The sequence below is a fragment of the Bacillus sp. MUM 116 genome, assembly GCF_001866655.1.
In the GTDB taxonomy this organism is placed as follows: Bacteria; Bacillota; Bacilli; order Bacillales; family Cytobacillaceae; genus Neobacillus.
This window is the reverse complement of sequence record NZ_MLYR01000094.1, coordinates 1-24,030: the sequence shown is the minus strand read 5'-3', so window position 1 is coordinate 24,030 and position 24,030 is coordinate 1. Positions and strand designations below refer to the sequence as shown.

Genomic DNA, 24,030 nt, shown 5'->3' with positions numbered 1-24,030 from the left:
ATACTAATCGATCGAGGACTTAACCATAGTCTATGAAACAAATGAAGGTGAACTCGTTTTTACTGAAACTTCTTCTGTATTATCTAGTTTTGAGGGAATGATACCTCAATTAAATATAGTCTGGTAATAATGGCGAGAAGGTCACACCCGTTCCCATACCGAACACGGAAGTTAAGCTTCTCAGCGCCGATGGTAGTTGGGGCCTTGCCCCTGTGAGAGTAGGACGTTGCCAGGCACAAAAAGACCAACCTTTAAGAAAAAGGTTGGTCTTTTTGTCTTATCTATAGAATTTAGAATATATCTACAAAAATGTGGCAATGTCTTTTCCGTCCGGTGTTGAGGGTTATCAACATTAAATTGTAGCAGAAATGCGGCCGATACCAGGATATCAACACAAAATTGAATTTTATCAACAGGATTATTGGGGATATCGACACAGATTCCGATTATATCAGCATATTTTGGTCAGATATCAACATATTTTTCCGATATATCAACATTTGGGAAGGATATCTACATAAATAGGGTGGATATCTTCAAAAATTTAATTTATCTAAAAAAGAAATGGCGAATTATTTGCGGAATTTAGAATTTATCCACAAATGACAGTGACTTATCCACAAAACAAAATGCTATCGGCTTAATAATGAAAGCCCGTATCTAGCAAAATGGTTTTATATAATTGTTTAAAGCTCTTTTGCATGCAAATAGAATTTCTGCAGCCATTTCTGACGTTTTTCGAAAGTAACCTGTTTAATGGAAGTTAGGAAGCAAACACTCTTTCGAAAAAGCCTTTCAAGATTGCTGGTACTCCAGACCACCAAATCGGATAAATAAAAATTAATGTATCGTCCTGCTGTATTTGTTTTCGATATTTCTCTGTATAGGGGGCGTTGATCAAATCTCTTCGTTTATGTTGGTCATCAATCACTATAAAACGGGATCAAATTTTTCCTCGTATAAATGCACAACTTCAAATTTCTGATTAGCGTCATTTAGCCCCTTTATGACGTTTTCTAAAATGGCATAATTAAGACTGCGAGTGTTGGGGTGTGCATAAATAATTAAGGTGCTACCTATATTTCTCCTTAATGGATAAAAAAGATTCCAATAGTTGAAAGGACTGGGGGAGCTCCCAAGCCCTTTCGTTTCTAATATTTAGCAATAATCAAGTTCGTCTTTGTCTTTTTAAATCGCTGAATCCAACTATTATCGATGTTTTCGTCCGTAATAACCGAATCTACTTTATCAAGTGTTGCAATATTTACGGTGACGTCTTTACCAAATTTTGTACTATCAGCAGCAATATAAACTTCTTTCGATAAATCAATGATTTTTTTCCGTGTAATGGCTTCTTCGAGGCTAAAGTCAGAGATTCCTTTCTCCATTGTAATGCCGCTTGCACAAATAAATGCTTTTGAAATATTCAATTCATTGAAGTTAAATATATACTCATAGGCCATTACTGACTTCTCGCTATGCCGTACCTTTCCTCCAATGATAATTAATTCAACATCACTATTGAATAGCTCATTTACAACTGGAATTGAGTTCGTTACCACCGTTAGCTTCTTTTTATGTTTTATATATTTTGCTAACTGATAGGTGGTTGAACCACTATCAATATAAATGCAGTCCCCATTGTAAATAAATTCACTGCATTTTTGTGCAATCATTCTTTTTTCCTCTAACTGACTCACCAATCGTGCATCCATGCTTGACTCGCCCATCCGGGAATCCACAAGTTTAACTCCGCCGTAAATTTTTTCAATTTTCCCCTGTTTTGTAAGCAGATTTAGGTCTCGACGAAGTGTATCAATTGAGATACTTAGTTCATCCGTTAGTTCAGAGATCTTCAGGACCTTTTTCATCTTTAATAAGTCCATTATTTTTTTTTGCCTTTCAACTGGAAGCATATCCTCACCCATTCAATTTAATGAAACCTTATTATCTGCATTTTACTGATGATTATCGTTATTTTCAATAGATTTAATCGGAAGTTTAGTGTGAGTGGCGCTAAATGTCTGCATGAATTGTTAATCAATTGGGCAAAAAATATGCAAATTTACAAATCCTTTACGCAGAATTCTTATTGTATTTACAAACGGTAATTATACTGAAGGTGTGCTCGAGGAGGTGACCCGTTTGCTGAAACTACAAAATATAAGCAAACATTTTAATAAAAAGCTTGTACTAGAAAATATCAATCTCGAAATAAAAACGGGAGAAATTGTTTCGCTGCTAGGTCCAAGCGGAAGTGGGAAAACCACTTTATTAAATATCATTTTGGGATTGACCCAAATGGACGATGGAAAAATCATTTTTAACGAAAAGGATATCAGTACCATTCCCATGAAAAATCGGGGATTCAATATCGTTTTCCAAGATTATGCGCTTTTTCCGAACTTAAATGCTTACGAAAATATTGTATATGGTTTAAGAAATAAAAAAGGATTGACTTCGGAAAAAGAGTTACAGGAATATATTGATTTTTTAGAGCTTAAACCGCATTTAACAAAGAAAATTGGTGAATTATCGGGTGGTCAGAAGCAGAGGGTTGCTCTTGCCCGTACACTTGTTACAAAACCCAAATTATTATTACTAGATGAACCTTTGAGTGCCCTTGATGGTGTCATAAAAGAATCCATTAAGGAACGGATTAAATCGATTGCTAAAGAATATAAGCTAACGACCATTATCGTCACCCATGATCCGGAGGAAGCCCTAACCTTGTCCGATAAAATCCTGATTATCAACAAAGGAAATATTTCGCAGTTTGGAACTCCTCAAGAAATTATCAATCGGCCAAATAACCAGTTTGTCGATGAATTTATACTGAATCAATTACGGATTAAGCGAAACAATATTTATCAATTATTTGGTGAAAAGTATGCCTAATGTGAAACCTGAGATGCGAATCATTTATACCGTTATATTTCTATTATTTGCTGTTTTTTTACTGCTACCTCTTTTGGCTCTGTTTTTCCGTTCTTTTGAAACGAGTGATGGTCTGGGTCTATCGAATTACATTTCTCTGTTGTCAAAAAATGACCTAATGGATGCCATGATCAACAGTTTCCGCGTCTCAGCCATAAATGCAGTCATCACAACCGTTTTGGCTTTTGCACTTGCCTATACAATCAATAGTACAAATATAGTTCGTCCGATAAAAATGGTGATAAAAACGGGAATTCTTCTTCCTATGCTGCTTCCGACTATCACGTATGGATTTGCGATTATCTATTCATTTGGGCAGCAAGGGTTGATAACCAAAGTATTTGGAAGAAAACTATTCGAAATCTATGGATTGAAAGGATTATTAATTGGTTACGTGATTTATACCTTACCGGCTTCGTTCCTTCTTATCCATAATTCTTTTCAGTATATGGATAAAAAATATACGATCGTCTCAAAGCTAATGGGGGACGGGAAGGTAAGGGGCTTCATCAATACAACGGTTCGGCCATTACTTGGGGCTTTGGGTGGAGCTTTCGTTCTTTCCTTTATCCTTAGCTTCACAGATTTTGGAATTCCGGCCTCACTCGGTGGAACCTATAATGTTGTAGCGACTCAACTGTATCAAGTCATGCTTGGAGCGATTCCTAATTTTAATCATGGAGCTGTGATTGCGGTGCTGATGTTACTGCCAGCCGTGTTCGGAGTAGTCCTATTAAACTATCTCGAAAAATTTAATTTTCAATATGACAAATTCAGCCATATCGAAATGATTCCAAATAAACTAAGAGATATGGGGATGGGAATTCTCTCTTCAGTCATCGTAGCAGGTATGTTATCCGTTTTTATCGTAATGTTTATTGCACCATTTGTAACGAGTTACCCGTATCGTCTTACGTTTACCTTGCAACACTTTACAGATGTCTTTCAATCCAATGATTTATCCAGTGTTTACATGAATTCACTGTTGGTAGCGGCTTTGACTGCTGTATTTGGAACGGTCATCGCTTACGCTTCAGCCCTGTTGAATACTAGAACCTCTTTAAAGAGAACATCGAAACTAGCGATTGATCTTGTCTCGATGATTACGAATACCGTACCAGGAATGGTCTTAGGTCTATCCTATTTACTGTTTTTTAATGAAAGTAGTTTAAAGGGAACGTTCACGATCATTGTTCTCTGTAATATCATTCATTTATTTACGACTCCCTATTTGATGGCGAAAAACTCCCTTTCCAAGATGAATCTGGCTTGGGAAACAACGGGAGAGTTGATGGGAGATAGCTGGATTAAGACCGTTTATCGGGTCATTCTGCCGAATTCCGCTTCGACGGTGGTTGAGATGATTAGCTATTACTTTATCAATTCAATGGTCACGATCAGTGGAATCATCTTTTTGGTTACGGCGGAAACCTCTTTAGTCTCTAGTAAAATTAAGGATTTACAGCATTTTCAAAAATATGATGAAATCTTTGTTTTATCGCTGCTGATCTTTTTTACCAATTTACTTATTAAGTTCGTATGTGATTCTTTTCAAAAAAAGCCATCCATTAAACGAAGTGGGTTAAAGAAAAAAATAAGTTAAGGAGAGGATATGTTATGTCTAGAAAACTAAAAAGAAGTTTACTGTTACTGCTCACTCTATGTTTCGCATTTTCATTAATTGGATGCAGCAGCAACAAAGCGGAGGCAGGGAAAAAAGTTGTTATTTACACCAATGGGGATGATGCCGCGGTTGAAGCGATGCAAAATGCGTTAAATAAAGCTGGATACGATGGGAAATATGTTCTTCAAACGTTCGGCACTTCTGAATTAGGCGGCAAGCTCATGGCAGAAGGAGACAAAATTGAAGCGAATTTAGTCACGATGAGTTCGTATTTTATCGATAGTTCACAATCCAAAAACGCGATGTTTAAAGACTTAACATTTAAGACGGATCCATTAGAAAAACATCCATCCTATTCTACACCGATTTTAGCCAATACAGGTGCGATTTTTGTCAATACAGAAGTCATGAAGGAAAAAGGCCTGCCAATGCCAACTTCTATTAAAGATTTAACAAAACCGGCCTTTAAAGGACAAGTCTCGATTCCAAATATTATGGATTCTTCAACGGGCTGGTTATTGGTTCAAGCGATAATCTCTCAATATGGTGAAACAGAGGGGAAAAAGGTTCTTCATGATTTAATTGCCAATTGTGGTCCACATCTTGAAAGTTCAGGCTCAGGGCCAATCAAGAAGGTGGAAGCAGGAGAAGTAGCTGCAGGATTTGGTTTACGTTATCAAGCTGTTTTAGATAAAAAATCCGGTTTGCCGATTAATTATGTCGATCCAATTGAAGGAAATTTCTCTCTTACCGAATCGATTGCTGTGGTGAAAAAGGATGATCCGACAACGAAACTGGCGATGAAAATGGCAGAAGTCATTATTAAAGATGGAAGAAAAGACCTGCTTGCCAATTATCCTGTTGCTCTCTATAAAGGGGAAACCATAGACAGCATTCATCAACCTGCACATACCAAGAAATTTAATCAGCCATTAACAGTAGATTTATTGGAGAAGCACCAACAATTTTTTAATGCAGCAAAATAGTTTAGTAGGGAGAGATGGAAGATGAATCATTACAAACTGTTAACACCTGGTCCACTGACAACAACAAGAACGGTTAAAGAGGAAATGCTCTTTGACCGTTGTACGTGGGATCATGATTATAAAGAAATAACGCAAAAGATTCGAATGCAGCTGCTTGAACTCGCATGTGCTGCGAAAGGGGAATATACGGTTGTATTGATGCAAGGAAGCGGTTCGTTTGCCGTTGAATCGGTCATGACGACTGCGATTTCTGAACAGGATAAGGTTCTCATTGTCACCAATGGGGCGTATGGTGAGCGGATAGTCAAAATAGTCCAATATATTGGGTTGAATTATCAAGAATATAGTGTGGAATATGATCAATGGCCAAATGAAAGTGAATTAAGAAAGATTTTAGAAGAAGATCCAGAATTGACGCATATCGTGATGGTCCATTGTGAAACAACGACCGGAATTTTAAATCCGCTTGAAATGGTCTCTAACCTTTCGAAGGAATATGGAAAAACATTAATTATTGATGCGATGAGCAGTTTTGGCGGCATGGAAATCAATGTTGCTGATCTTGGAATCGATTATTTAATTAGCAGTGCCAATAAATGTATCCAAGGGGTTCCAGGGTTTGGATTTGTCATTGCGAAGCAAGAAAAGCTTCTCGCATGCAAAGGAAATTCACGCAGCTTATCACTTGATTTATATGATCAGTGGAAGGGAATGGATCATGACGGGAAGTGGCGCTTTACCTCCCCGACCCATGTCGTGGCAGCTTTTTCGAAAGCATTGGATGAATTAGTAGAAGAAGGCGGTATTTTAGCAAGATTTACACGCTATCAAAATAATAATCGTATGTTACGAGAGAGACTTAGAAAAATCGGTTTCCATGCTTATATTTCTCCTGAAAAACAATCGCCGATTATTTCAACTTTTTTGTTTCCGAATGGAGAGTTCGACTTTGATGATTTTTATTCTTTTTTGAAAGAAAGAGGATATGTCATTTATCCAGGCAAGCTAACGGATGCGGATACCTTTCGAATAGGAAACATCGGTGAAATTTATCAAGTAGATATTCAAGAATTATGTGACTTTATTGAAGAATATATGGGAGTGGTAATCAAATGAACAAAATAGAAGGTGTGATTTTTGATTGGGCTGGGACAACGGTTGATTTTGGATGTTTTGCGCCTGTAAAGGTATTTATCGATATTTTTAAAAATGCCGGTATTGACGTTACAATGGAGGAAGCCAGAGCCCCAATGGGAATGTTAAAAATTGACCATATTCGAGCGATGCTTTCCATGCCGAGAATCTCCGCTTTATGGAAAGAAAAATATGGACGGGGGTATGATGAACAGGATGTGGAAAATTTGTATGCTGAATTTGAACCCGCCCTGTTGGCTTCGCTATCAGCGTACACTGATCCCATTCCTGAAGTGATTGAGACTGTTCAAGAATTAAGAACCCGAGGATTAAAAATTGGGTCCACAACGGGTTATACGAATAGCATGATGGAGGTAGTGGTTCCGAATGCTTTGAAAAAAGGCTATCATCCCGATTTTTATATTACAGCGGATGAAGTCCATTCATATGGAAGACCCTATCCTTATATGATTTATCGAAATATGGAACAACTAAAGTTAACCACACCATGGAAGGTTGTTAAGGTAGGAGATACCATCTCTGATATAAAAGAAGGGAATCAGGCAGGCGTTTGGTCTGTGGGGGTTATTGTGGGAAGCTCAGAAATGGGGTTAAGTTTTGAAGAATTTCAAGCACTTTCTGAATCAGATCAAGCAAGGGAAATCGCAAAAACAAGGTCCTCCTTTATTCAAAATGGGGCAGACTTTACGATTTCTTCCATGAGTGAACTTCCAGAGTTAATTGAAGAGATTAATAAATTGATTTCTGATGGAAAAAGACCTTCTTGTGCTGCTTTAAGCAATAGAGTAGCTCATTAAAATTGCATAAGTTATAGGGAAGAACGACAGTGAATAGCTGTCGTTCTTTTTTTAGATTGGCCGATAAATAATGTAAAAAAACACCCATTATCGAAACTTTTTAGGAGAATATCGACACAGATTCTGATTATATCAACAAATTTATGCCGGATATCAACATATTTTTGGGATTTATCAACAATGTAGCGGGATATCTACTAAATTGGGGATAATATCTACAACATTTTGAATGGGAGAGAGAAGTGTTCGACCTCTCCTCCACATTTTATTAATAAAATTCCGTAATAAATGTAAATATCCTGTTTAATTAAGAGCCTATTCCACAATTAATTTTCCTGTCATTTTGGAATGTCCTGCTCCGCATACGATTGAGCAGTGGTATTCAAATGTACCTGTTTTATTGGCGATAAATTCTGCGCTTTTATTTCCTTGGATATCTACATTAAAGGCAGGAATTGCTAAACCATGTCCGCCATCATCACTTTGAAGGGTAATCCGAACCTTGTCGCCTTTTTTCACATGGATTACCTTTTTATCGTATTCGAAATCCTTTGCCATTACCTTGATATCAACCACTTTTCCTGGTGCAGTATCTTTTGCAGTAGTTTTTGGTGTAACAGTCGTTTTCGTTGTTTGTGCAGTAGTATCTGATTTTTTGCTTGATGATGTTGCTGCACTTGAAGAATTATCCGTTTTGGAAGCGGCGTTTCCACAAGCACTTAAGAGTGATCCCATTAAAACTAAGGCTGAAAATAAAAATGCTAATCTCTTTTTCATCAGTAGTGCTTCTCCTCTCAAATTCAAAATTTGATTACGGCTCTAACTTAACACACATTTTCATGATGTAAAAATTAATTTAGTATGAAAAAGAGTTCATGAAATATTAAGATACTAATTGTTTGACAAGGGGGGCAGGAGTTTGTTTCCGAACTTGGCCGGAAATGATCAACTTTTATAATTTCAGAGGGAATGACTCATATGACTACTATGTTGTATGATTTATCGTTTAGAGCACAAACTAAAAGGATGAAATTCTGCTAATGGGGTAAGTAAAAATGAAGGAATACTTTCAATTTCATTCAAAACTTGATTCGTTTCGCCTATTTTCCTTACAGCACCTCTTGACGATTGGGATTATTTTCGTCCTTTGTATTCTCCTGTTTGTTATGAAGAATGAGCTAAAAAAGAATAGGATAAGAAGGATTTTCCGTTTTTCTCTTGCAGTTCTCTTAGTGGTTTCTGATGTTTCATATCATCTTTGGCATATCAAAGAGCATACATGGTCCATTAGGAGAGATTTGCCGCTGCATCTTAGTGATCTTGTTGTCATCCTTGCTGTTGTTATGCTGCTTTCAAGAAGCTATAAACTTTTTCAATTTATGTATTTTGCGGCGCTGGGCAGTTCCATTCAGGCCATCTTGACGCCTAGCCTTGGCAAGTATTCGTTTCCTCATTTTCGATATATAGAGTTTTTTGTTTCACATGGAGGGGTCATACTAGCTTGTTTGTTTATGGTGGCAGCCTTCCACTATCGGCCAACCATCTCTTCCATGTGGGTGACGATCCTACTAGTGAACTTATATGCAATATGTGTCTTTGTCCTTAATAAGTTACTTAGTGCGAATTACCTGTATATCATGAAAAAGCCTCAATCCGCGTCTCTTTTAGATTACCTGGGCCCATGGCCGTGGTATCTTCTCTCATTGGAGCTGGTGATGATTCTGAGTTTTTACATTCTCTATAGTCCGTTTTGGATTAAAGGAAGGATTGAACGGGGGGAATCTTACGTGTAAGTTTTAAAACGGGAGGGCAGTGTATGCCATTTTTTCCGATATCAACATATTTTAGCCGGATATCAACACAAATTTAGGTTTTATCGACTATCCGCCCCGATATCTACAAAAATACAAAAACCACACTGAAATGAAATCCAGTGTGGTTTGTTACATTTTACGCTACTTTATTAATTTCAACCTTTTTCCCATCTTTACGCCACTTTCTAAATTCAGCTGTTGCTGTGAAAAGGACGTCTGTAGAAGAGTTGAGTGCTGTTTCACAAGAGTCTTGTAAAACGCCGACGATAAAGCCTACTCCAACTACCTGCATCGCCACATCATTGGAAATCCCAAACAAGCTGCATGCGAGAGGAATCAATAATAAGGAACCGCCTGCAACCCCTGAAGCACCGCATGCACATACTGCTGAAAGGACACTAAGGATGATGGCAGTCGGGATATCCACATTAGATGGGGGTGGGGAAAGAAAATATGAATAGAAATCAAAAGATGAAGTATATATTTCAATTAAAAATGACTATCAAATATTTAGATAGTCATTTTTCTATACATCTATTATATTTGCGGCAGGAATCGGATCCCGTTCCTGTAAGTAGACCTATTTTACGACCTTTTGTATCTTGCCGGTGTATATTTTTCTCTAGCTTTAAAGTTATATACCGGTTTAATAAAGGTGGCAATTTCCACAGATTCCTCGACTTTTTCTAAAATCTCATTCATCGACTTGTAAGCCATCGGTGCTTCATCTAACGTTTCTTCTGAAACGGATGTTGTCCAGATGCCTTTCATTGTATGGTGAAAATCATCCATGTTGAGTGTCTTCATTGCTTTCGTGCGACTTAGCACGCGGCCAGCTCCGTGTGGCGCAGAAAAATTCCAATCTGCATTGCCTTTACCAACGGCTAGAATAGAACCGTCTCGCATGTTAATTGGAATAATAAGGCGTTCCCCTTCTTGAGCGGATACGGCTCCTTTACGTAAAATGAGGTTCTCGGTATCAATATAGTTGTGCACCGTATCAAATCGGTCAAGAACTTCAAATCCCATATTTTCCGTAATCGCTCTTGCAATTTCTTCCCGGTTTGCCTTTGCATATGACTGGGCTAATTTCATGTCATGAATATAATTTTTAAAATCCTCGCCTTCCAAATAAGCTAAATCATTGGGAATGATAGGATTCTTTTCTTTGTGGCTTTGAATTGCGGCTTGAATTTCCTTTTGCCGCCCTTCGGCTTTTAATTTTTCAATGATTTCAGTTAAATCATGGCTGCGAAGCTTGGAGATGGCCACTTTTTGATAATAGGTGGCAATCTTTGCTCCAACATAGCGGCTGCCGGTATGAATGGTTAAATAGTGATGCCCATCCGTATCAACCGAAACTTCAATAAAATGATTGCCTCCTCCAAGTGTTCCTAAGCTATACAGACTTTTGTTCTGGCTCAGGATGTGCTCGGATTTGAATTCTTTGGCGTTTGGAAAACTCGTGTTAATAAATCCCACAGTCTCATCCGTATGAATCTCCATTCCGCTTGGCACATAAGTTCGAATAACCTGATCCAGCTTATCAAAATCCACCTTTTTATCTTGCAGCTTGACAGTCAAGACGCCGCAGCCCACGTCAACACCAACCAGGTTCGGGACAACTTTATCCTTTAACTGAATGGTAGTTCCAATCACACAGCCCTTTCCAGCGTGATAGTCCGGCATGATACTAATCTTCGTATCCTTTAAAAAGTCTTGATTACAAAGCTCTTGAATCTGCATAAGCGCCGTTTCCTGCGGATAATTGGAAAATACCTTTGCTTCTGTTTGTGACCCGGTTATTTTTATCACGAGTTCTCCCTCCTTTTTTATTAGGTAAATAAACATTGGACTTCGAGAATTGTCCAGCTCCAGCGCCAAGCGACTACTGTACTTCACTCGCCTCCCACCGATAAGTCAACATCGAATCGGCTTGAGCTCCGTGTTTCCTTTATCTCAGTCGACTCGCTCCAGTCCTGTCGTGCGCTAAACGGGCGCTTCCGCTTTTCTTAAAAACAGATTATTTCTAGACTATCATGGGTGATCCATCTAGACAATGGATGATCGTACGACAATAAACTACTTAGTGGAGGTGAAGATGGATTTAAAGGAAATGTATCGATTTTTTATTTTGCGTGGCTAATATTTCCACCTAATATCAGGAAGAATAAATTATTATCGGTTAAAGGGGAAATTACATGTCTTTAGAAAACGAGCAGCAACGGTTTTTCAAAACCTATAACATTGATGAAAGGGAATTCCAGGAGGCAGGACTTGTTTGGTCGGAGGTAATTCAGATTTACGAGGATTTTTTAAATTTTATTCCAACCTTAAAAGCGGCGACTTCCCCTTTGTTATCGATTCTTCAGAGCCAGCCGGATGTTCATTCAGTACGGACGCGGGTGAAAGATCCGGAACATTTGGTTGAAAAAATCATCCGAAAGACGATTCGCAAGAAGAAGCAAAATCCGGAGTACAACATTACCGTGGGGAACTACCGCACGGAGGTTACGGATTTACTGGGAATCCGCGTTCTCCACTTATATAAGGACCAGGCTATCCATATTGATGAGAAAATAAGAGATACCTGGAATCTCCATGAGCGGGCGAAGATTTATTTCCGTAAAGGTGATTATAATGATGCCGAGATTAAAAAGTACAGCGAACATTTTGATTTTGAGGAACATCCGGCCGGATATCGTTCGTGGCATTATTTAATTGAGAGTCAGATTACAAAAGAAATGACGATTGCGGAAATTCAGGTGAGAACGATTTTTGAAGAGGGGTGGAGTGAGGTAGACCATCAGCTTCGCTATCCATATGATTTGGAGAATGAACTGTTGACGAAACAGTTGATGGTATTAAACCGGCTGGCAGGCAATGCCGATGAAATGGTGAATTCAATTCGGGAAACGAAAACGAATTTACATGAGCTTTTGGAGGAAAGACGGAAGCAAGAGGAGATTATTCAGGACCTCAGTAAGGAACTGAAGGATTTAAAAAATGAGCTGGAGGAAGTGTATCATAAGAAAGAGATTCAGGATGATGATTTGAATTCGTTACGAAAAAAGATTAAGTCTTTGGAAGACTCGCAAAAGAAATTGACGTATTATGATTTTTCTATTGCGAGCAGGATGGATGGAACTGTACCTGATACGGAAAAAGACAATTACGGTTATACGGTAAAAGAAATTGAGGCGATTCAACTGACTTCCGATCAATTAAAACTGCATAATCCGCTGCTTCGGGGGCTGGATGCAAAAAAACAACTTCCAGGGAAGTAAATGAGAGGTGTCCACGGCGCTTCTCTTTTTTTGTCTAGCTTTCGACAATCTTTTAATGGTTTTAAAGGTAAAAAGTCTGGAAGCCTAATTTGTAGGAGTCAGTCGAAGTATAGAAAAAACTCATTTTTTTGGCGAGTTTTGGGGACCAAATGAATGAGATGAACGATTTTATCGACAAAAAATTTCCCAGGAAACTGGACAATGTTCGTTTTTCAAAAGGGTTTGTGGCGGTTTTAATCCAACGTTGGTTTAACAGGTAAGGGGTCGAAAGCTGTCTTTTCATGGAAATCATACTACTTGGACATGTTGGAGCATAGTCTAGAGTGATTACTTTTTTAAGGAGATTTCCATGTATAGAAAAGGCGCTCGCTTTAAAAAAATTGTGGTTGGGGCAATTCTTGCTATAGGGATTTTTGTATTTTTTCAGGTGATTCGGTTGAGCTTTTTTTCGGAGGATCGGCAGATAAAAGGGGTGGTGGAGGAGTTTTACGGTTACGAGCAAGATGATGATTTTGCGAGTTCATGGGGGCTGTTTCACTCGTCGATGAAGAAAAAGTTTGATAAAAGCAATTATATTCAAGTCCGGGCCCATGTGTTTATGAATGATTTTGGGGTGGAGACGTTCACTTATAAGGTTGGTAACCCTGAGAAACTTGGAAAATGGGAAATGTCTCAATCCGGACCGTCGTTCCAGCATGTTTTTAAGGTTCCTGTGGTCCAGAGTTTCAAAGGGAAATTTGGTAATTTTGATATTGAGCAAAATGTTTATGTTGTAAAGGAAAAGGGTGAGTGGAGGATTGTTTGGGATTATGCGAAATGAGTTTGGAAAAATAGGTCAGACACCCAGGGGTCTGACCTATTTTTAGCGATTCAAGGCATTTCGTATTTCTGGATGATTCATGAGAATTTCGTTTCCAAAATAATAACTAATCGACAGTGCAGCGACTAAACCAATATAGATTAAAAATAATTGCACCTTCGTTTTCTTATCCGTTTTGTAATAGGTTGCGGTTTTTTGTACATCTTTTTTATACTCTTCTATGGCTTTCTCTAATTGGATTAGAATTTGTTGAATCACTTGTTCGTTTTCATTTTGAGCTTCTTCGCTTAAAGTTGGGAGACCGGTTAATTGTTGAAGGTACAGATTTTTACTCATTGTTTCAACTTCCGACTTCAGTTTATCCAAAACCTGTTTCACTTCCGGTTGGGAAATATCCAAACTTGCTACTTTCAAGAGATGTTGAATTGATCCGATATTATTCGATTCTTCCTTTAATTTCCTTAAGAGGAGATTGAGTTTTTCGACTTCTTCTTTATTTGCATTTAAATTCTTTTGTTTTTTATAGATTTTGTACCATTCAATCGAACCTAGGATGACAATCATAAAGCCTAAAAAGCTTCTATGCATGACAGAAAAAACAACTAACAAAACAATTCCTAAACCCCAAAGCTTGGTGCTAATTCCGGCTGCAATTCTACCGCCGTCTAATGGTGTGATCGGGATTAAATTAAATAAATTAATGGTTCCGCCCAAAATGATGCAAAGCGCCCAAAATGGTTCATGGGTGATGAGGTATAAGGGAATCGCAGGCAAAAAGGACAACAACCCAAATAAAGGTCCCATGTAAGCCAAATACCCTTCCTCTTTTGCGCTCTTGGGCATTTCTTTTAATCCGATGGCTGCACCAATAAAAGGGATAAATACGGCCGGGCTGACAGAGAGTTTTAATTTTTTGGCCGCATATAAATGTCCCATTTCATGAACAAACAACAGGTAGACAAGGGCTGCAGCGAATTTCCAGCCAAAAATAAGGGCGTATGTTCCAAGCGTAATGAACACGCTTATAAGTGTTTGCAGTTTAAGGATTTTAAAAACGACCAAAAGATATTTTAATTTGCCGAGTAAGAGTAATCCTAATGTGCCCAATATGCCCCAAGAGGATTTCTTTACGCTTTTTTTCAAAAAAATACCCCCTTTAAAATTTTTTCTTACTGTTAGTGGAAGCATCCATTTATTTTAAAGATGTCTCGGGAGGCCTCTTACCGTTCTGTAGGTCCGCGAGTGTTAGGTCAAAGTCCATTTGTAAATGGGGATAATCTTTAAATTGAGCCCAATCCCCGCCCCATTGAAATCCTAAATTTTTGGCAATCGCCACTACCTCATTCCAGTCTGGTATTCTATTTTGATTTCCGTCATAATTTCGATCCCAAATCACATTTCCGGAAGAGGTTTTCAGGGCAAAATCAACGGCCAGCCCATAATTGTGATAGGACTCGCCACCCCTTGCATTTGTTACAATTGTTCCAGCGGTTGTCCGGCCTTTTTGATAAAGTTGATCCTGATCTTCCATGCTTCGGAAACCGTCCGTAATCACCACCGTGATTCCTTTTTTAGCAGATTGCTGGATTAATTGATTGGTTGCTTCTTTTACCATTGAATTAAGCCCGATTGGTAAGGGAACGGGGTGTTTCTCAGATGGCATTTGAGACGCAATATATAGATAAACAATAATCGCAAGACATAATATGAAATTAAAGCTTCCAAATCGTTTCAGTTTCAAAACTACATTTCCTTTCATTTCTACCATTTTGTCATTATCTTATACGTAAAATAAAGGGTTATTGTTTCATAAGTTTAACTCATTTTTTATTCCAGTGCATGGGGAGAGTTTTATCAACATATTTTTAGGGGATATCGACATAGATTTCGATTATATCAACACATTTTCGGAGAATATCAACACAAATTTAAAGCTTTATCGACAATTTAATGGATATCTACAATAGTGTGCAAAAAAAGGAAGCATGAAACCATCATGCTCCTTGATAAATTGGTTAGAACCGTGTCGCAAACAGATTTCGTTCCCAATCACTTACATATTTCGAATACTTGTCCCATTCGGTTCTTTTGATATTGATAAATTCTTCCCAGATTGTTCTGCCAATCGTTTGAGCTAAGACTGAGTCCTCTGCCAGGGCATTAATCGCTTCGTTTAAACTTCTTGGCACCCATTTGATTCCTCTTTCTTTCAATTGGTATTCACTTGCTGTGCTCACATCAAATTCTACTGGCTCACCTGGGTCAATTTGATTCTGAATTCCGCGAAGGCCGGCGGCAACCAGGCAGGCGGCAAGAAGATATGGATTACAAGTCCCATCAGCACCCCTGAATTCGAAGCGTCTTGTCCTTCTTTTTTCAGGAATCCGCACTAATACTGAACGGTTTCCTGAACCGTAACAAATATGTGCAGGAGCAAAGGATCCAGGTTGCATCCGCTTGTATGAGTTAATACTTGGAGCACCAATCGCGATGAGCGAAGATGCATGCTTCAACAGTCCACCAATAAAATGGTAGGCTTTTTCAGACATATCGAGACCGCGATGATCCGTGGAGTCTTCAAAAAGATTCTCACCTTCATCAAATAAGCTAATATGAACATGAAGACCACTGCCGGCATGGTTTTGAAATGGCTTTGGCATTAGGGTGCCGACCAAGCCTTTGTCACGGGCAATCTGTTTGAATAAATGCATGAAGGTAACCTGATCATCAGCGGCTTTCAATGCATTGGTATATTTTAAATTGATTTCTAGCTGGCCAGGGCCGTACTCACTAGATAATTGCTCAGTTTCCACTCCCATCGCATCAAGGGCGTATACAAAGTCCTGAATGAAATCCTCCTGAATATCCGCTCCTTCGATGGAAAAACAGTGGCTATTGTCAGCAGGGACGAGCTGGCCATCGACTTCTTTCAATAAATAAGCCTCTTGTTCAAAGGCCATATTCATTTTTCCGCCAAGAAGGGTTTCCACTTCATTTAAAAGCCGCTTTAAAGCACCTCTTGGACAGCCATGCCATGGTTCTCCGTTAATATCGACTAAATCACAAAGCATCCGGGCAGTGTTTTTTCGATAGGGGAGGATGGCAAATGTACTTGGGTCCGGGATGGCAAAGAAGTCCCCGTCGTTTGCACCAAATGCCGGGTTCGAAATATATTCGTCAAATACATCGAAGCTCATTATAGCTGTACTGAAATTAATTCCTTTTTCCATTGCGTCTTTTAGCTGGAGCGGGCGAATGGTCCGGCCGCGGGTGATGCCTGCATAATCGAGAAATTCGACACGGATGAATTCAATATTTTTCTCTTTCACGATTTCTAATACTGTTTCTTTTGTCATCAATGCTTTATCTTGTACTAACATTTTTCTTCAACCCCTCTTGATAGTTTGTTTAATACGGTTGAGGTAAACAGTTGCACACCTATCGGAATAATCGACTCATCGAATTCAAATTGCGGATGATGTAAATCAAATGCCTTTTTTTCTTCGAGCGCTGTACCGAGTCTGAAATACGTACTCGGAACGATTTGCGCAAATGCTCCAAAATCATCTGCGCCCATGGATGGTTCTTTTAAATAAACGACTTTTTCCGGGCCAAATAGTTCGATTGCACTTTCCTCCACTGTTCTCGTTACCCAGTCACTGTTAATGACCGGCGGGTGTCCATCTTTATAGTGGACAGTGGCTTTTCCGCCAAAGTTTTTGGCAATACTTTCACATAAGTCGATCAGCTGCGATTTTAATTTTTCCCGCGTTTCAAAGGTAACAGCCCTGGTTGTCCCTTCCAAGACTACTTTGTCGGCGACGATATTGCTGGCGGTTCCGCCGTTTATTTTTCCAATATGAACCACGACCGGTTCTACCGGATTACTAGATTTAGTTACGAGGATATGAAGGGCTTGCAAAATTTGCGTACTGATAGTAATGGCATCAATCGCTTGGTGTGGTCTTGCACTATGACCGCTTTTCCCCACGATTTCAATGGTAAAATCATCACATGATGCGGTAATGGCTCCATATTTAATCCCAATCGTCCCATGTGGCAGGTGCGGCCATAAATGCAGGGCCAGCATTGCGTCAATGGAGGGGTTCTCAAGCACGCCAAGATCAATTAACTGCTGGGCAGCACCATCGGCTTCCTCACCGGGCTGAAAAATGCATCGAACACGTCCTGAGAATTTGTCTCTTAATCTATGAAGCTGGTAAACGGTTCCAAGCAGAATGGTCGTGTGACCATCATGTCCGCATGCATGCATGACTCCTTGATTGACAGATGAAAAAGGAAGCCCGGTTTGTTCTTGAATGGGAAGAGCATCGATATCCGCCCGTATCCCGATATAAGGACCCTTCTTATTCCTGCCAATAATATCGACATAAATTCCTGTTTCGCTAATTCGATTATAGGGGATGTCCCATTCTTCTAATACTCTCGTAATATATTCGCAGGTAGCATATTCCTTAAATGATAATTCAGGATGTTGATGAAGATGCCGACGAATCGTGACGAGCTGTTCAAAAAGCTCAATGCTGACTTTCACTATTTCCATGAAAATTTCCTCCAATATTCACTTTCCCTAAAAGATCATAATTCAAATGTCGTTTCTTTTACCTTAAACACTTTTCCCATAATAAAATTGTAAATAATCCCGATCACAATCCAAGAAAATCCAACCTCTAGCGCTAAGTGGTCCATTCCATACATGACATAGCTAATTACGAGCAATCCGATTATCGGGAAGATCAAATGCTTGATAAACTGCTTTGATTTTTGGCGAATCATATAATGGTTGATGACCGATACATGCAGTAAAAGAAATCCGGTCAAGGCACCAAAGTTAACAATATTCGTTAAAATATCAATATGGTTTTCGAACGCCAACCCAACAATTAGCGAAATGATCGCTACCGTAATTGTACTGATATAAGGTGTTTTAAATTTAGGATGGACTTTCGCCAAAGAATAAGGCAGTCTGCGGTCACGTCCCATCGAAAAAAGAAGCCGTGAAATCGCCGCTTGGGAAGCAAGGGCACTGGCAATTCCCCATGAAAATGCCGTAGCCAGAATCGTTAAATTCTTCAACCATTCTCCGCCGGCAAGCTCTGCGATTTGATAGAAGGCCGTATCCATATTATCCAGCTTAAGACCTCTGCCAAGGTCACTTGCAATCCATGTTTGCACGATAAATAAGAATCCCGCAACAAGCAAGGCAGCAACAGTGGCTTTTCCAATCAACTTCCTTCCACCTTTCACTTCTTCAGAAAGAGTCGAAATGGCATCGAAGCCTAAGAAGGAGAGAACTGCAATCGAGACAGCGCCCATAACTAGCTGCATATTAAACTTACTAGAGTCATAGAGCGGTTTAATTGATAAGCTTGTATGGTGAACACCTTTATTTAGAGCAATTAATCCGACAACAACAAATGTAATTAACACCATAAATTCTAAAACAAGAATAATTTTATTCGCTTTTGCAGTAAATTCAATTCCGCGAATATTGATAAAGGTATTGAAGACAATAAACACCACTAACCAAAACCAAATCGGCAAAGCCGGAATAAATGCATTTAGAGAAATAGCACTAACGGCATAAGTAAGCGCCGGAATCAGGATATAATCGAGCAGGATTGACCAGCCGGCAATAAATCCTACATAAGAACTTATTCCATGTTGGGCATAGGCGTAAACAGACCCTGCAATCGGGAAAGCTTCAGACATTCTTGCATAGCTAAAGGCGGTAAAAATCATTCCAACCATTCCAATGATATAAGCTAATGGGACCATACCTTGAGAGGCATCGGCAATATAGCCATATACACCATATGGTGCGATTGGAATTAAGAAAATTAATCCATAAATCAATAAATCCCAAAATGACAGCGACCTCTTCAGTTCCTGCTTATATCCAAAATGCTCGACTGACATAAATCATCCTCCGTTTATTATTTATTTTTTAGAGATATTTTTGATAGACATTCTCAAAATTACGGTAGAGGACCATTTCCCCAATGGCTTGAGCGGTTTCTACATCCATGTAATCTGAGTCTACCCAGGAATTTAGTACTTCCTCGAAGGATTCTTTGAATAGATGGACTCCCATCCAGTTCATTTCCGGTACTGTAAAGGCGTCTGAGCCGTACATCACCTTATCAAACGGCGCAAATTCAAAAACTTGGGATAAAATCCGTTTCACTCCATGGCCACTGAAAGGATTTTGCAAGGAGATATCCATATAGACATTTGGCTGGATGCTGACAATAAATGCCGCTTCTTCCATCCATGGATAACCGCCATGAACAAGATGGACCTTTGTATTTTCATATTTTTGATCACAAAGCATGTCGATGAGGAAGCTTGGACTTGCTTTCGAAAGAACGACCTCTCCGTCACCTACCCCTGTGTGAATATGCATCACCTTGTCTGTTTTCGTACATTCTTCCATCGCTACATGCAGACAATAATCACGGAACTTTTTTACAACGGCACGGGTATTCTGTTTAAATTCAGGGTACTCCGCTGCTGCAGCCAGCTCATCCATTGGCGCAATTTCCAAACCGCTTCTGTAGGCGATAATCGATTTTAATCCTACGATTCCCTTAGTATTTAACGCTTCTGTCAGGTTTGCACGATATTTTTCTCTAAAGTCCGCAAAGGTATTACACTCTTGACTAAGCTGAACCATGGCCGGTTCGATGCGGTGGATTTCCCAGATACGGGCTCCGCATAGGTCGGCATATTCTGCTTTGCTTAACGGTGGTTGGGGATAACCGAAATCACCGACGACTCCGGTCAGTTTTGCATCTGAAAAAAGGTCACGGGTATACTTTCGAAAATCTACTGATCTTGCATTGCGGTGTTCGACTACCGCTTCAAGGGTAGCTTCACATGAAAAATATTTTGCTAATCGTTTTATGAGGATTTGCATCCACATATTGGTTCCCGGGAAGGGCTGTTTTGCTAGTCTTTTATAGTTGGCAGGAATCTGGTTTGGAATAACGGCTAGGGAGAGCTTTCTGACAAACTCTTCCGGAGTATAGGGTTCTGGGTTTGCTGTGTAGGGATGTGCATGAACATCAATGGCTTGTACTTCTTTTAAAGATATTTTCATGGTTCGTAATTTCCTCCTTTATTCGCTTACTCTGAATAAATGCAAGTTATGTGCCAGTTATTTTAGAATTTTCTAAATTGGAGAAACGTTGATTTTTAAGGAAAAAAGGATTTTTGGTAGCCGCAAAAAATTTATAAATAGAAAAATATTTTTCTGTAAAATATTTTTCTATTTTTCCTACTATGCTGAAATTTCTGATATTATTTGATAATATTTGACTAGAACGGGTTTATGATTTTAACTGACAAATTTTTTTCGATAAATATTTTCCGAAAAAAGGTGGTGTTACAATGGATGAGCATTTGCATCTATCAATCGTTGATACTTGGAATTTTTCGTTTGAATGTATCATTCTCTTCAATGAAGCAGGAACTATTTTTTCCTTAAATCGCCCGGCTGCACGTTTGTTCTCAGAAAGTCCTTCCGCGCTAATGGGGGCTTCGATCCATGAATTAATTCCATCGGAGGATTTTAAAAAATGTCTTCAAAGGAAGGGGAAAACTGGAGTTTCTATTTTATTAGGGACGAAACAATTAGTAGCCAATCTCTCTTTTTTTGAAAATAACGAGACGTACTTGCTATTTCTAAAAGATATCTCGCAAATTCAACAGCTCCAGCATCAAATTCAAGAATTGAAGAAAACGAAGCAATTATTTAATTTGATTCTTGATCAATTAGAAGAAGGGATCACGGTTACTAATGAACAAGGGAGGATCCTCTTTTACAATCTTAAAGCGGGGGAAATGGATACATTGGAACCTGAAGTGGTACGGAATAAAAGGGTCCAGGAAGTTTGGGATGTGGATGAAAATACAAGCACCTTATTAACTTCACTTCGAACGAGAAGGACGCTTCACCACAGGGAAACAAAATTTTCATCAACTGGGAAAGCGATCACGACATTAGCTCGGACTGTACCGTTAGAACTTGATGGAAACATGGCAGGTGCAATTGAAATTTTAAAAGATATCACAGAACAAAAGCATCTTTCGGAAACCATCCTGCAGCTGCAAAAACAGACGAAAGGGGATTCGGAACCCTCAAATCCCTTCTCCTCACAGAAAAATAATACCCGATTCCAGTTTGAAGACATTATTTTTTCCAGTAGGGAGATGGCTCAAACCGTTGAGCAGGGCCGCCGTTCGGCGAGGTCTAAATCCAATGTTCTTATTGTCGGTGAAACAGGAACGGGCAAGGAATTGTTTGCACAGAGTATCCATAATGAAAGTCCCCGGAAAGACAAACCATTTATCGCGCAAAATTGTGCAGCGCTGCCGGAGTCTTTACTTGAAAGCTTATTATTTGGAACAACTGCAGGCAGTTTTACAGGTGCGGTAAATCGGCCTGGGCTATTTGAACAAGCTCATGGCGGTACGCTTATGCTTGATGAAATCAATTCCATGAGTATTAACCTGCAGGCTAAGTTGTTGCGAGTGATACAAGAACGGAAGGTACAGCGGCTTGGTTCGACAAAGGTTATCGATATTGATGTTAGAATCATCGCCACGATGAATGAGGAACCACTAGACGCGATCGCCCACAACCGTCTTCGTGAGGATTTATATTATCGGCTTGGTGTGGTGAATCTTGTGATCCCGCCATTAAGAAACCGGAAGGATGATTTACGGGTTTTAATCCACCACTTTATTACGAAACATGCAGATTTATTGGATGTAAGTGTAGATGGGGTGGATCAAGATGTTTTCCGCTGTTTCATGACTTACCACTGGCCGGGAAATGTCAGGCAACTGGAACACGTCATCGAAGGCTGTCTTAATCTGGTTTACGATGAACGTACTATCAGTTTTAATCACTTGCCGCCGATTTTTAAGAATAAAATACAGCAAGAAGAGCGCGATTTTCATCAAGAGCCATTAACATCGTATTCAGGAAGTCTTCCTGAACAGATTGAAAAGCTGGAACGCATCATGATTGAGCAGGCAATGAATCACGCAAAAGGAAATATTACAAAGGCCGCTGAACAGTTGGGAATTTCAAGGCAAAATCTCAATTATAAGCTGAAAAAATTTCAGATTTTCTGTTAAGGGATAAGGAGGAGAAGTTTTGAAAAATTCATTTCTTTATACGGAAGGTCAAGTGATTGCGGACAGTTTAAAAATTCGCTTTTATCCCATTGCTGTTGAGTCGGCAAAGGGTACGCGAGTGATTGATCAATCTGGAAAGGAATATTTAGATTTAGCGGCAGGCTGGGCTGTTGCCAATATTGGTTATGGACACCCGCGAATGAGTCAGGCGATTAAGGAGAAGTATGATTCCTTATCATTTACTTCGCAGCTTTCGGCCCCGGAGGCAACGATGGTTTCTTTAGGCCAGAAGTTAATGGAGATTACACCTGGAGATTTTCCGAAAAAGGTTTGGTTTGGTCATTCTGGATCTGATGCAAATGATTGTATTGCAAAGTTAGTTCCGCTTGAAAAGAAGCGCTCCAAAATGATTTCCTTTATGGGTTCTTATCATGGGCAGACCATGGGGTCGCTTTCACTCTCCGGGCATCCCGCTCAGGCTGGCTTTTCTGGAAGCGGGAACGTGGTGAAAATTCCTTATCCAAATCCGTATCGTCCGCCATTCGGGGAGACGGACCGTTTAACCGATCAAGTTATTGGTTATTTGGAACAGGAGGTTTTTACAACCATTTGTCCTCCTGAAAATACCGCTGGAATCATTATCGAGGGAATTCAGAGTGATGGGGGTCTGATTGTGCCGCCAGAAGATTTCCTGCCGCGGCTCGAGGAGGTTTGCAGACGCAATGATATTCATCTCATCTTTGATGAAGTGAAAGTAGGCATGGGGAGAACAGGTAAGTGGTTTTCGTTTGACCATAGTGGCGTTATCCCGGATGCTGTAGTACTAGGCAAGTCGCTTGGCGGCGGCCTGCCTATCAGTTCGGTTGTTGCCAGAAAGGAAATTCTTGATGCCGGAACTGGAGTTCATATGTTTACAATGAGTGGAAATCCTGTGTGTAGTTCCGCCTCTCTTGAGAATTTGCAGATTATTGAGGAAGAACGCTTAATTGAAAATGCTAGAGTAAATGGTGAATACTTTATCAGTCTATTAAAAAAGCTTCAGGAGAAGTATGAGTGGATTGGTGATGTTCGCGGGAAAGGTCTTGCTATCGGCATTGAATTGGTAGAAGACCGAGAAACAAAAAAGCCTGCTGCTGAAAAAACAGCTGCTATTTGTTATCGTTGTTATGAACTCGGACTGTTAGTGTTTTATGTAGGTATTCATAGTAATGTTATTGAAATTACACCTCCTCTTACTATTGGTAAACAAGAAATTGATTTTGCTGTAACAGTTATTGATCAGGCTTTTTTGGATTTGAATCGGGAAAAGATTAATATGGATTTGGTGAGGGAGTATGGTGGTTGGTAGAAGTGGGGCGGGGGTCTAGGGGACAGACCTCTATTTTAGTTTTTTGGGGGCGGGGGAAATTAGTTAATGGCTTGAGGTTTTTAACGGATTTTTA

Annotated in this window: 21 protein-coding genes, 1 rRNA gene and 1 pseudogene; 11 read left to right on the top strand and 12 right to left on the bottom strand. The window is 39.4% G+C overall.

The genetic code is table 11. The features are described from left to right. Window positions 1–119 precede the first annotated feature (119 nt). A 5S ribosomal RNA gene (rrf, locus tag BIV60_RS22005) occupies window positions 120–235 on the top strand. 528 nt (window positions 236–763) lie between these two features. On the opposite strand, the gene BIV60_RS31060 is transcribed toward rrf, so the two are convergent. From BIV60_RS31060 to BIV60_RS22000, 3 genes are all read right to left on the bottom strand, one after another. Then, a complete protein-coding gene (locus tag BIV60_RS31060; protein ID WP_177177372.1) occupies window positions 764–931 on the bottom strand; it encodes an NAD(P)H-dependent oxidoreductase in 168 nt (55 codons plus the stop codon). Beyond that, window positions 931–1,062, bottom strand: a complete 132-nt coding sequence (locus tag BIV60_RS28720) for an NAD(P)H-dependent oxidoreductase (protein WP_256218502.1) — start codon at window positions 1,060–1,062, stop codon at window positions 931–933. The genes BIV60_RS31060 and BIV60_RS28720 overlap by 1 nt, the downstream gene beginning before the upstream one ends. Before the next feature lie 89 nt (window positions 1,063–1,151). Further along, window positions 1,152–1,916 carry a DeoR/GlpR family DNA-binding transcription regulator gene (locus tag BIV60_RS22000; RefSeq protein ID WP_071357873.1) on the bottom strand — a complete coding sequence of 255 codons (765 nt, stop codon included), beginning with the start codon at window positions 1,914–1,916 and terminating at the stop codon, window positions 1,152–1,154. A gap of 229 nt (window positions 1,917–2,145) precedes the next feature. On the opposite strand from BIV60_RS22000, the gene BIV60_RS21995 reads away from it, so the two are divergent. The 5 genes from BIV60_RS21995 to phnX are packed head-to-tail and all read left to right on the top strand — an operon-like array spanning window position 2,146 to window position 7,499. After that, window positions 2,146–2,898, top strand: coding sequence for an ABC transporter ATP-binding protein (locus BIV60_RS21995; protein WP_071357869.1), 753 nt, complete (start codon window positions 2,146–2,148; stop codon window positions 2,896–2,898). Next, entirely contained in the window at window positions 2,891–4,540 is a 1,650-nt protein-coding gene (locus BIV60_RS21990; protein WP_071357868.1) for an ABC transporter permease subunit, read from the top strand. Before BIV60_RS21995 ends, BIV60_RS21990 begins: the two co-directional genes overlap by 8 nt. A 14-nt stretch (window positions 4,541–4,554) precedes the next feature. Then, a complete protein-coding gene (locus BIV60_RS21985; protein ID WP_071357867.1) occupies window positions 4,555–5,547 on the top strand; it encodes an extracellular solute-binding protein in 993 nt (330 codons plus the stop codon). Between the two features lie 21 nt (window positions 5,548–5,568). Beyond that, a complete protein-coding gene (gene phnW, locus BIV60_RS21980) occupies window positions 5,569–6,663 on the top strand; it encodes a 2-aminoethylphosphonate--pyruvate transaminase (RefSeq protein ID WP_071357866.1) in 1,095 nt (364 codons plus the stop codon). Then, window positions 6,660–7,499 (top strand): phosphonoacetaldehyde hydrolase, encoded by an 840-nt coding sequence (phnX, locus tag BIV60_RS21975; RefSeq protein WP_071357865.1) that lies wholly within the window; start codon window positions 6,660–6,662, stop codon window positions 7,497–7,499. Before phnW ends, phnX begins: the two co-directional genes overlap by 4 nt. Before the next feature lie 315 nt (window positions 7,500–7,814). Here the strand turns inward: phnX and BIV60_RS21970 are convergent, their stop codons facing one another. Continuing rightward, window positions 7,815–8,276: a cupredoxin domain-containing protein gene (locus tag BIV60_RS21970; protein ID WP_071357864.1), complete on the bottom strand. Its 462-nt coding sequence runs from the start codon at window positions 8,274–8,276 to the stop codon at window positions 7,815–7,817. A 278-nt stretch (window positions 8,277–8,554) separates the two neighbouring features. Here BIV60_RS21970 and BIV60_RS21965 point away from each other — a divergent pair, with 278 nt between their 5' ends. Further along, the gene (locus tag BIV60_RS21965) at window positions 8,555–9,292 is read left to right on the top strand and encodes a YwaF family protein (protein ID WP_071357863.1); all 738 of its coding nucleotides are present in this window, start codon (window positions 8,555–8,557) and stop codon (window positions 9,290–9,292) included. Between the two features lie 157 nt (window positions 9,293–9,449). Here BIV60_RS21965 and BIV60_RS28715 read toward each other — a convergent pair. Both BIV60_RS28715 and BIV60_RS21955 read right to left on the bottom strand, forming a co-directional pair. Further along, window positions 9,450–9,740: pseudogene (locus BIV60_RS28715) on the bottom strand (serine/threonine transporter SstT); the annotation flags it as partial. Between the two features lie 158 nt (window positions 9,741–9,898). Continuing rightward, entirely contained in the window at window positions 9,899–11,128 is a 1,230-nt protein-coding gene (locus tag BIV60_RS21955) for an RtcB family protein (RefSeq protein WP_071357861.1), read from the bottom strand. A gap of 386 nt (window positions 11,129–11,514) precedes the next feature. Between BIV60_RS21955 and BIV60_RS21950 the strand changes: the two genes are divergently transcribed. After that, a complete protein-coding gene (locus BIV60_RS21950; protein WP_071357860.1) occupies window positions 11,515–12,600 on the top strand; it encodes a hypothetical protein in 1,086 nt (361 codons plus the stop codon). Between the two features lie 349 nt (window positions 12,601–12,949). Next, complete coding sequence (locus BIV60_RS21945; RefSeq protein WP_071357859.1) at window positions 12,950–13,420, top strand: hypothetical protein; 471 nt, start codon at window positions 12,950–12,952, stop codon at window positions 13,418–13,420. A gap of 42 nt (window positions 13,421–13,462) precedes the next feature. Here the strand turns inward: BIV60_RS21945 and BIV60_RS21940 are convergent, their stop codons facing one another. The 6 genes from BIV60_RS21940 to BIV60_RS21915 form a co-directional block, all read right to left on the bottom strand. After that, window positions 13,463–14,563, bottom strand: a complete 1,101-nt coding sequence (locus BIV60_RS21940; protein ID WP_083402390.1) for a site-2 protease family protein — start codon at window positions 14,561–14,563, stop codon at window positions 13,463–13,465. 49 nt (window positions 14,564–14,612) lie between these two features. Continuing rightward, entirely contained in the window at window positions 14,613–15,179 is a 567-nt protein-coding gene (locus BIV60_RS21935) for a M15 family metallopeptidase (RefSeq protein ID WP_071357872.1), read from the bottom strand. A gap of 256 nt (window positions 15,180–15,435) precedes the next feature. Beyond that, complete coding sequence (locus BIV60_RS21930; RefSeq protein WP_256218499.1) at window positions 15,436–16,800, bottom strand: glutamine synthetase family protein; 1,365 nt, start codon at window positions 16,798–16,800, stop codon at window positions 15,436–15,438. Then, window positions 16,794–17,984 (bottom strand): M20 metallopeptidase family protein, encoded by a 1,191-nt coding sequence (locus BIV60_RS21925; RefSeq protein ID WP_071357857.1) that lies wholly within the window; start codon window positions 17,982–17,984, stop codon window positions 16,794–16,796. The genes BIV60_RS21930 and BIV60_RS21925 overlap by 7 nt, the downstream gene beginning before the upstream one ends. A 35-nt stretch (window positions 17,985–18,019) precedes the next feature. Then, window positions 18,020–19,360: an APC family permease gene (locus BIV60_RS21920; protein ID WP_071357856.1), complete on the bottom strand. Its 1,341-nt coding sequence runs from the start codon at window positions 19,358–19,360 to the stop codon at window positions 18,020–18,022. Window positions 19,361–19,388: 28 nt separating this feature from the next. After that, window positions 19,389–20,543 carry an amidohydrolase family protein gene (locus BIV60_RS21915; RefSeq protein ID WP_071357855.1) on the bottom strand — a complete coding sequence of 385 codons (1,155 nt, stop codon included), beginning with the start codon at window positions 20,541–20,543 and terminating at the stop codon, window positions 19,389–19,391. Between the two features lie 290 nt (window positions 20,544–20,833). Between BIV60_RS21915 and BIV60_RS21910 the strand changes: the two genes are divergently transcribed. Continuing rightward, complete coding sequence (locus BIV60_RS21910) at window positions 20,834–22,588, top strand: sigma 54-interacting transcriptional regulator (protein ID WP_083402389.1); 1,755 nt, start codon at window positions 20,834–20,836, stop codon at window positions 22,586–22,588. Window positions 22,589–22,607: 19 nt separating this feature from the next. Beyond that, complete coding sequence (locus BIV60_RS21905) at window positions 22,608–23,936, top strand: aspartate aminotransferase family protein (protein ID WP_071357854.1); 1,329 nt, start codon at window positions 22,608–22,610, stop codon at window positions 23,934–23,936. The last annotated feature ends 94 nt before the right edge of the window (window positions 23,937–24,030 follow it).

Bases quoted from the DNA above. Each gene is read 5' to 3' on its own strand.
- BIV60_RS21935 (WP_071357872.1), bottom strand. From the start codon at position 15,179: ATGAAAGGAAATGTAGTTTTGAAACTGAAACGATTTGGAAGCTTTAAT.
- BIV60_RS21945 (WP_071357859.1), top strand. From the start codon at position 12,950: ATGTATAGAAAAGGCGCTCGCTTTAAAAAAATTGTGGTTGGGGCAATT.
- phnX (WP_071357865.1), top strand. From the start codon at position 6,660: ATGAACAAAATAGAAGGTGTGATTTTTGATTGGGCTGGGACAACGGTT.
- BIV60_RS21950 (WP_071357860.1), top strand. From the start codon at position 11,515: ATGTCTTTAGAAAACGAGCAGCAACGGTTTTTCAAAACCTATAACATT.
- BIV60_RS21970 (WP_071357864.1), bottom strand. From the start codon at position 8,276: ATGAAAAAGAGATTAGCATTTTTATTTTCAGCCTTAGTTTTAATGGGA.
- phnW (WP_071357866.1), top strand. From the start codon at position 5,569: ATGAATCATTACAAACTGTTAACACCTGGTCCACTGACAACAACAAGA.
- BIV60_RS21930 (WP_256218499.1), bottom strand. From the start codon at position 16,800: ATGTTAGTACAAGATAAAGCATTGATGACAAAAGAAACAGTATTAGAA.
- BIV60_RS21965 (WP_071357863.1), top strand. From the start codon at position 8,555: ATGAAGGAATACTTTCAATTTCATTCAAAACTTGATTCGTTTCGCCTA.
- BIV60_RS21990 (WP_071357868.1), top strand. From the start codon at position 2,891: ATGCCTAATGTGAAACCTGAGATGCGAATCATTTATACCGTTATATTT.
- BIV60_RS21915 (WP_071357855.1), bottom strand. From the start codon at position 20,543: ATGAAAATATCTTTAAAAGAAGTACAAGCCATTGATGTTCATGCACAT.
- BIV60_RS21920 (WP_071357856.1), bottom strand. From the start codon at position 19,360: ATGTCAGTCGAGCATTTTGGATATAAGCAGGAACTGAAGAGGTCGCTG.
- BIV60_RS21910 (WP_083402389.1), top strand. From the start codon at position 20,834: ATGGATGAGCATTTGCATCTATCAATCGTTGATACTTGGAATTTTTCG.
- BIV60_RS21925 (WP_071357857.1), bottom strand. From the start codon at position 17,984: ATGGAAATAGTGAAAGTCAGCATTGAGCTTTTTGAACAGCTCGTCACG.
- BIV60_RS21985 (WP_071357867.1), top strand. From the start codon at position 4,555: ATGTCTAGAAAACTAAAAAGAAGTTTACTGTTACTGCTCACTCTATGT.
- BIV60_RS22000 (WP_071357873.1), bottom strand. From the start codon at position 1,916: ATGCTTCCAGTTGAAAGGCAAAAAAAAATAATGGACTTATTAAAGATG.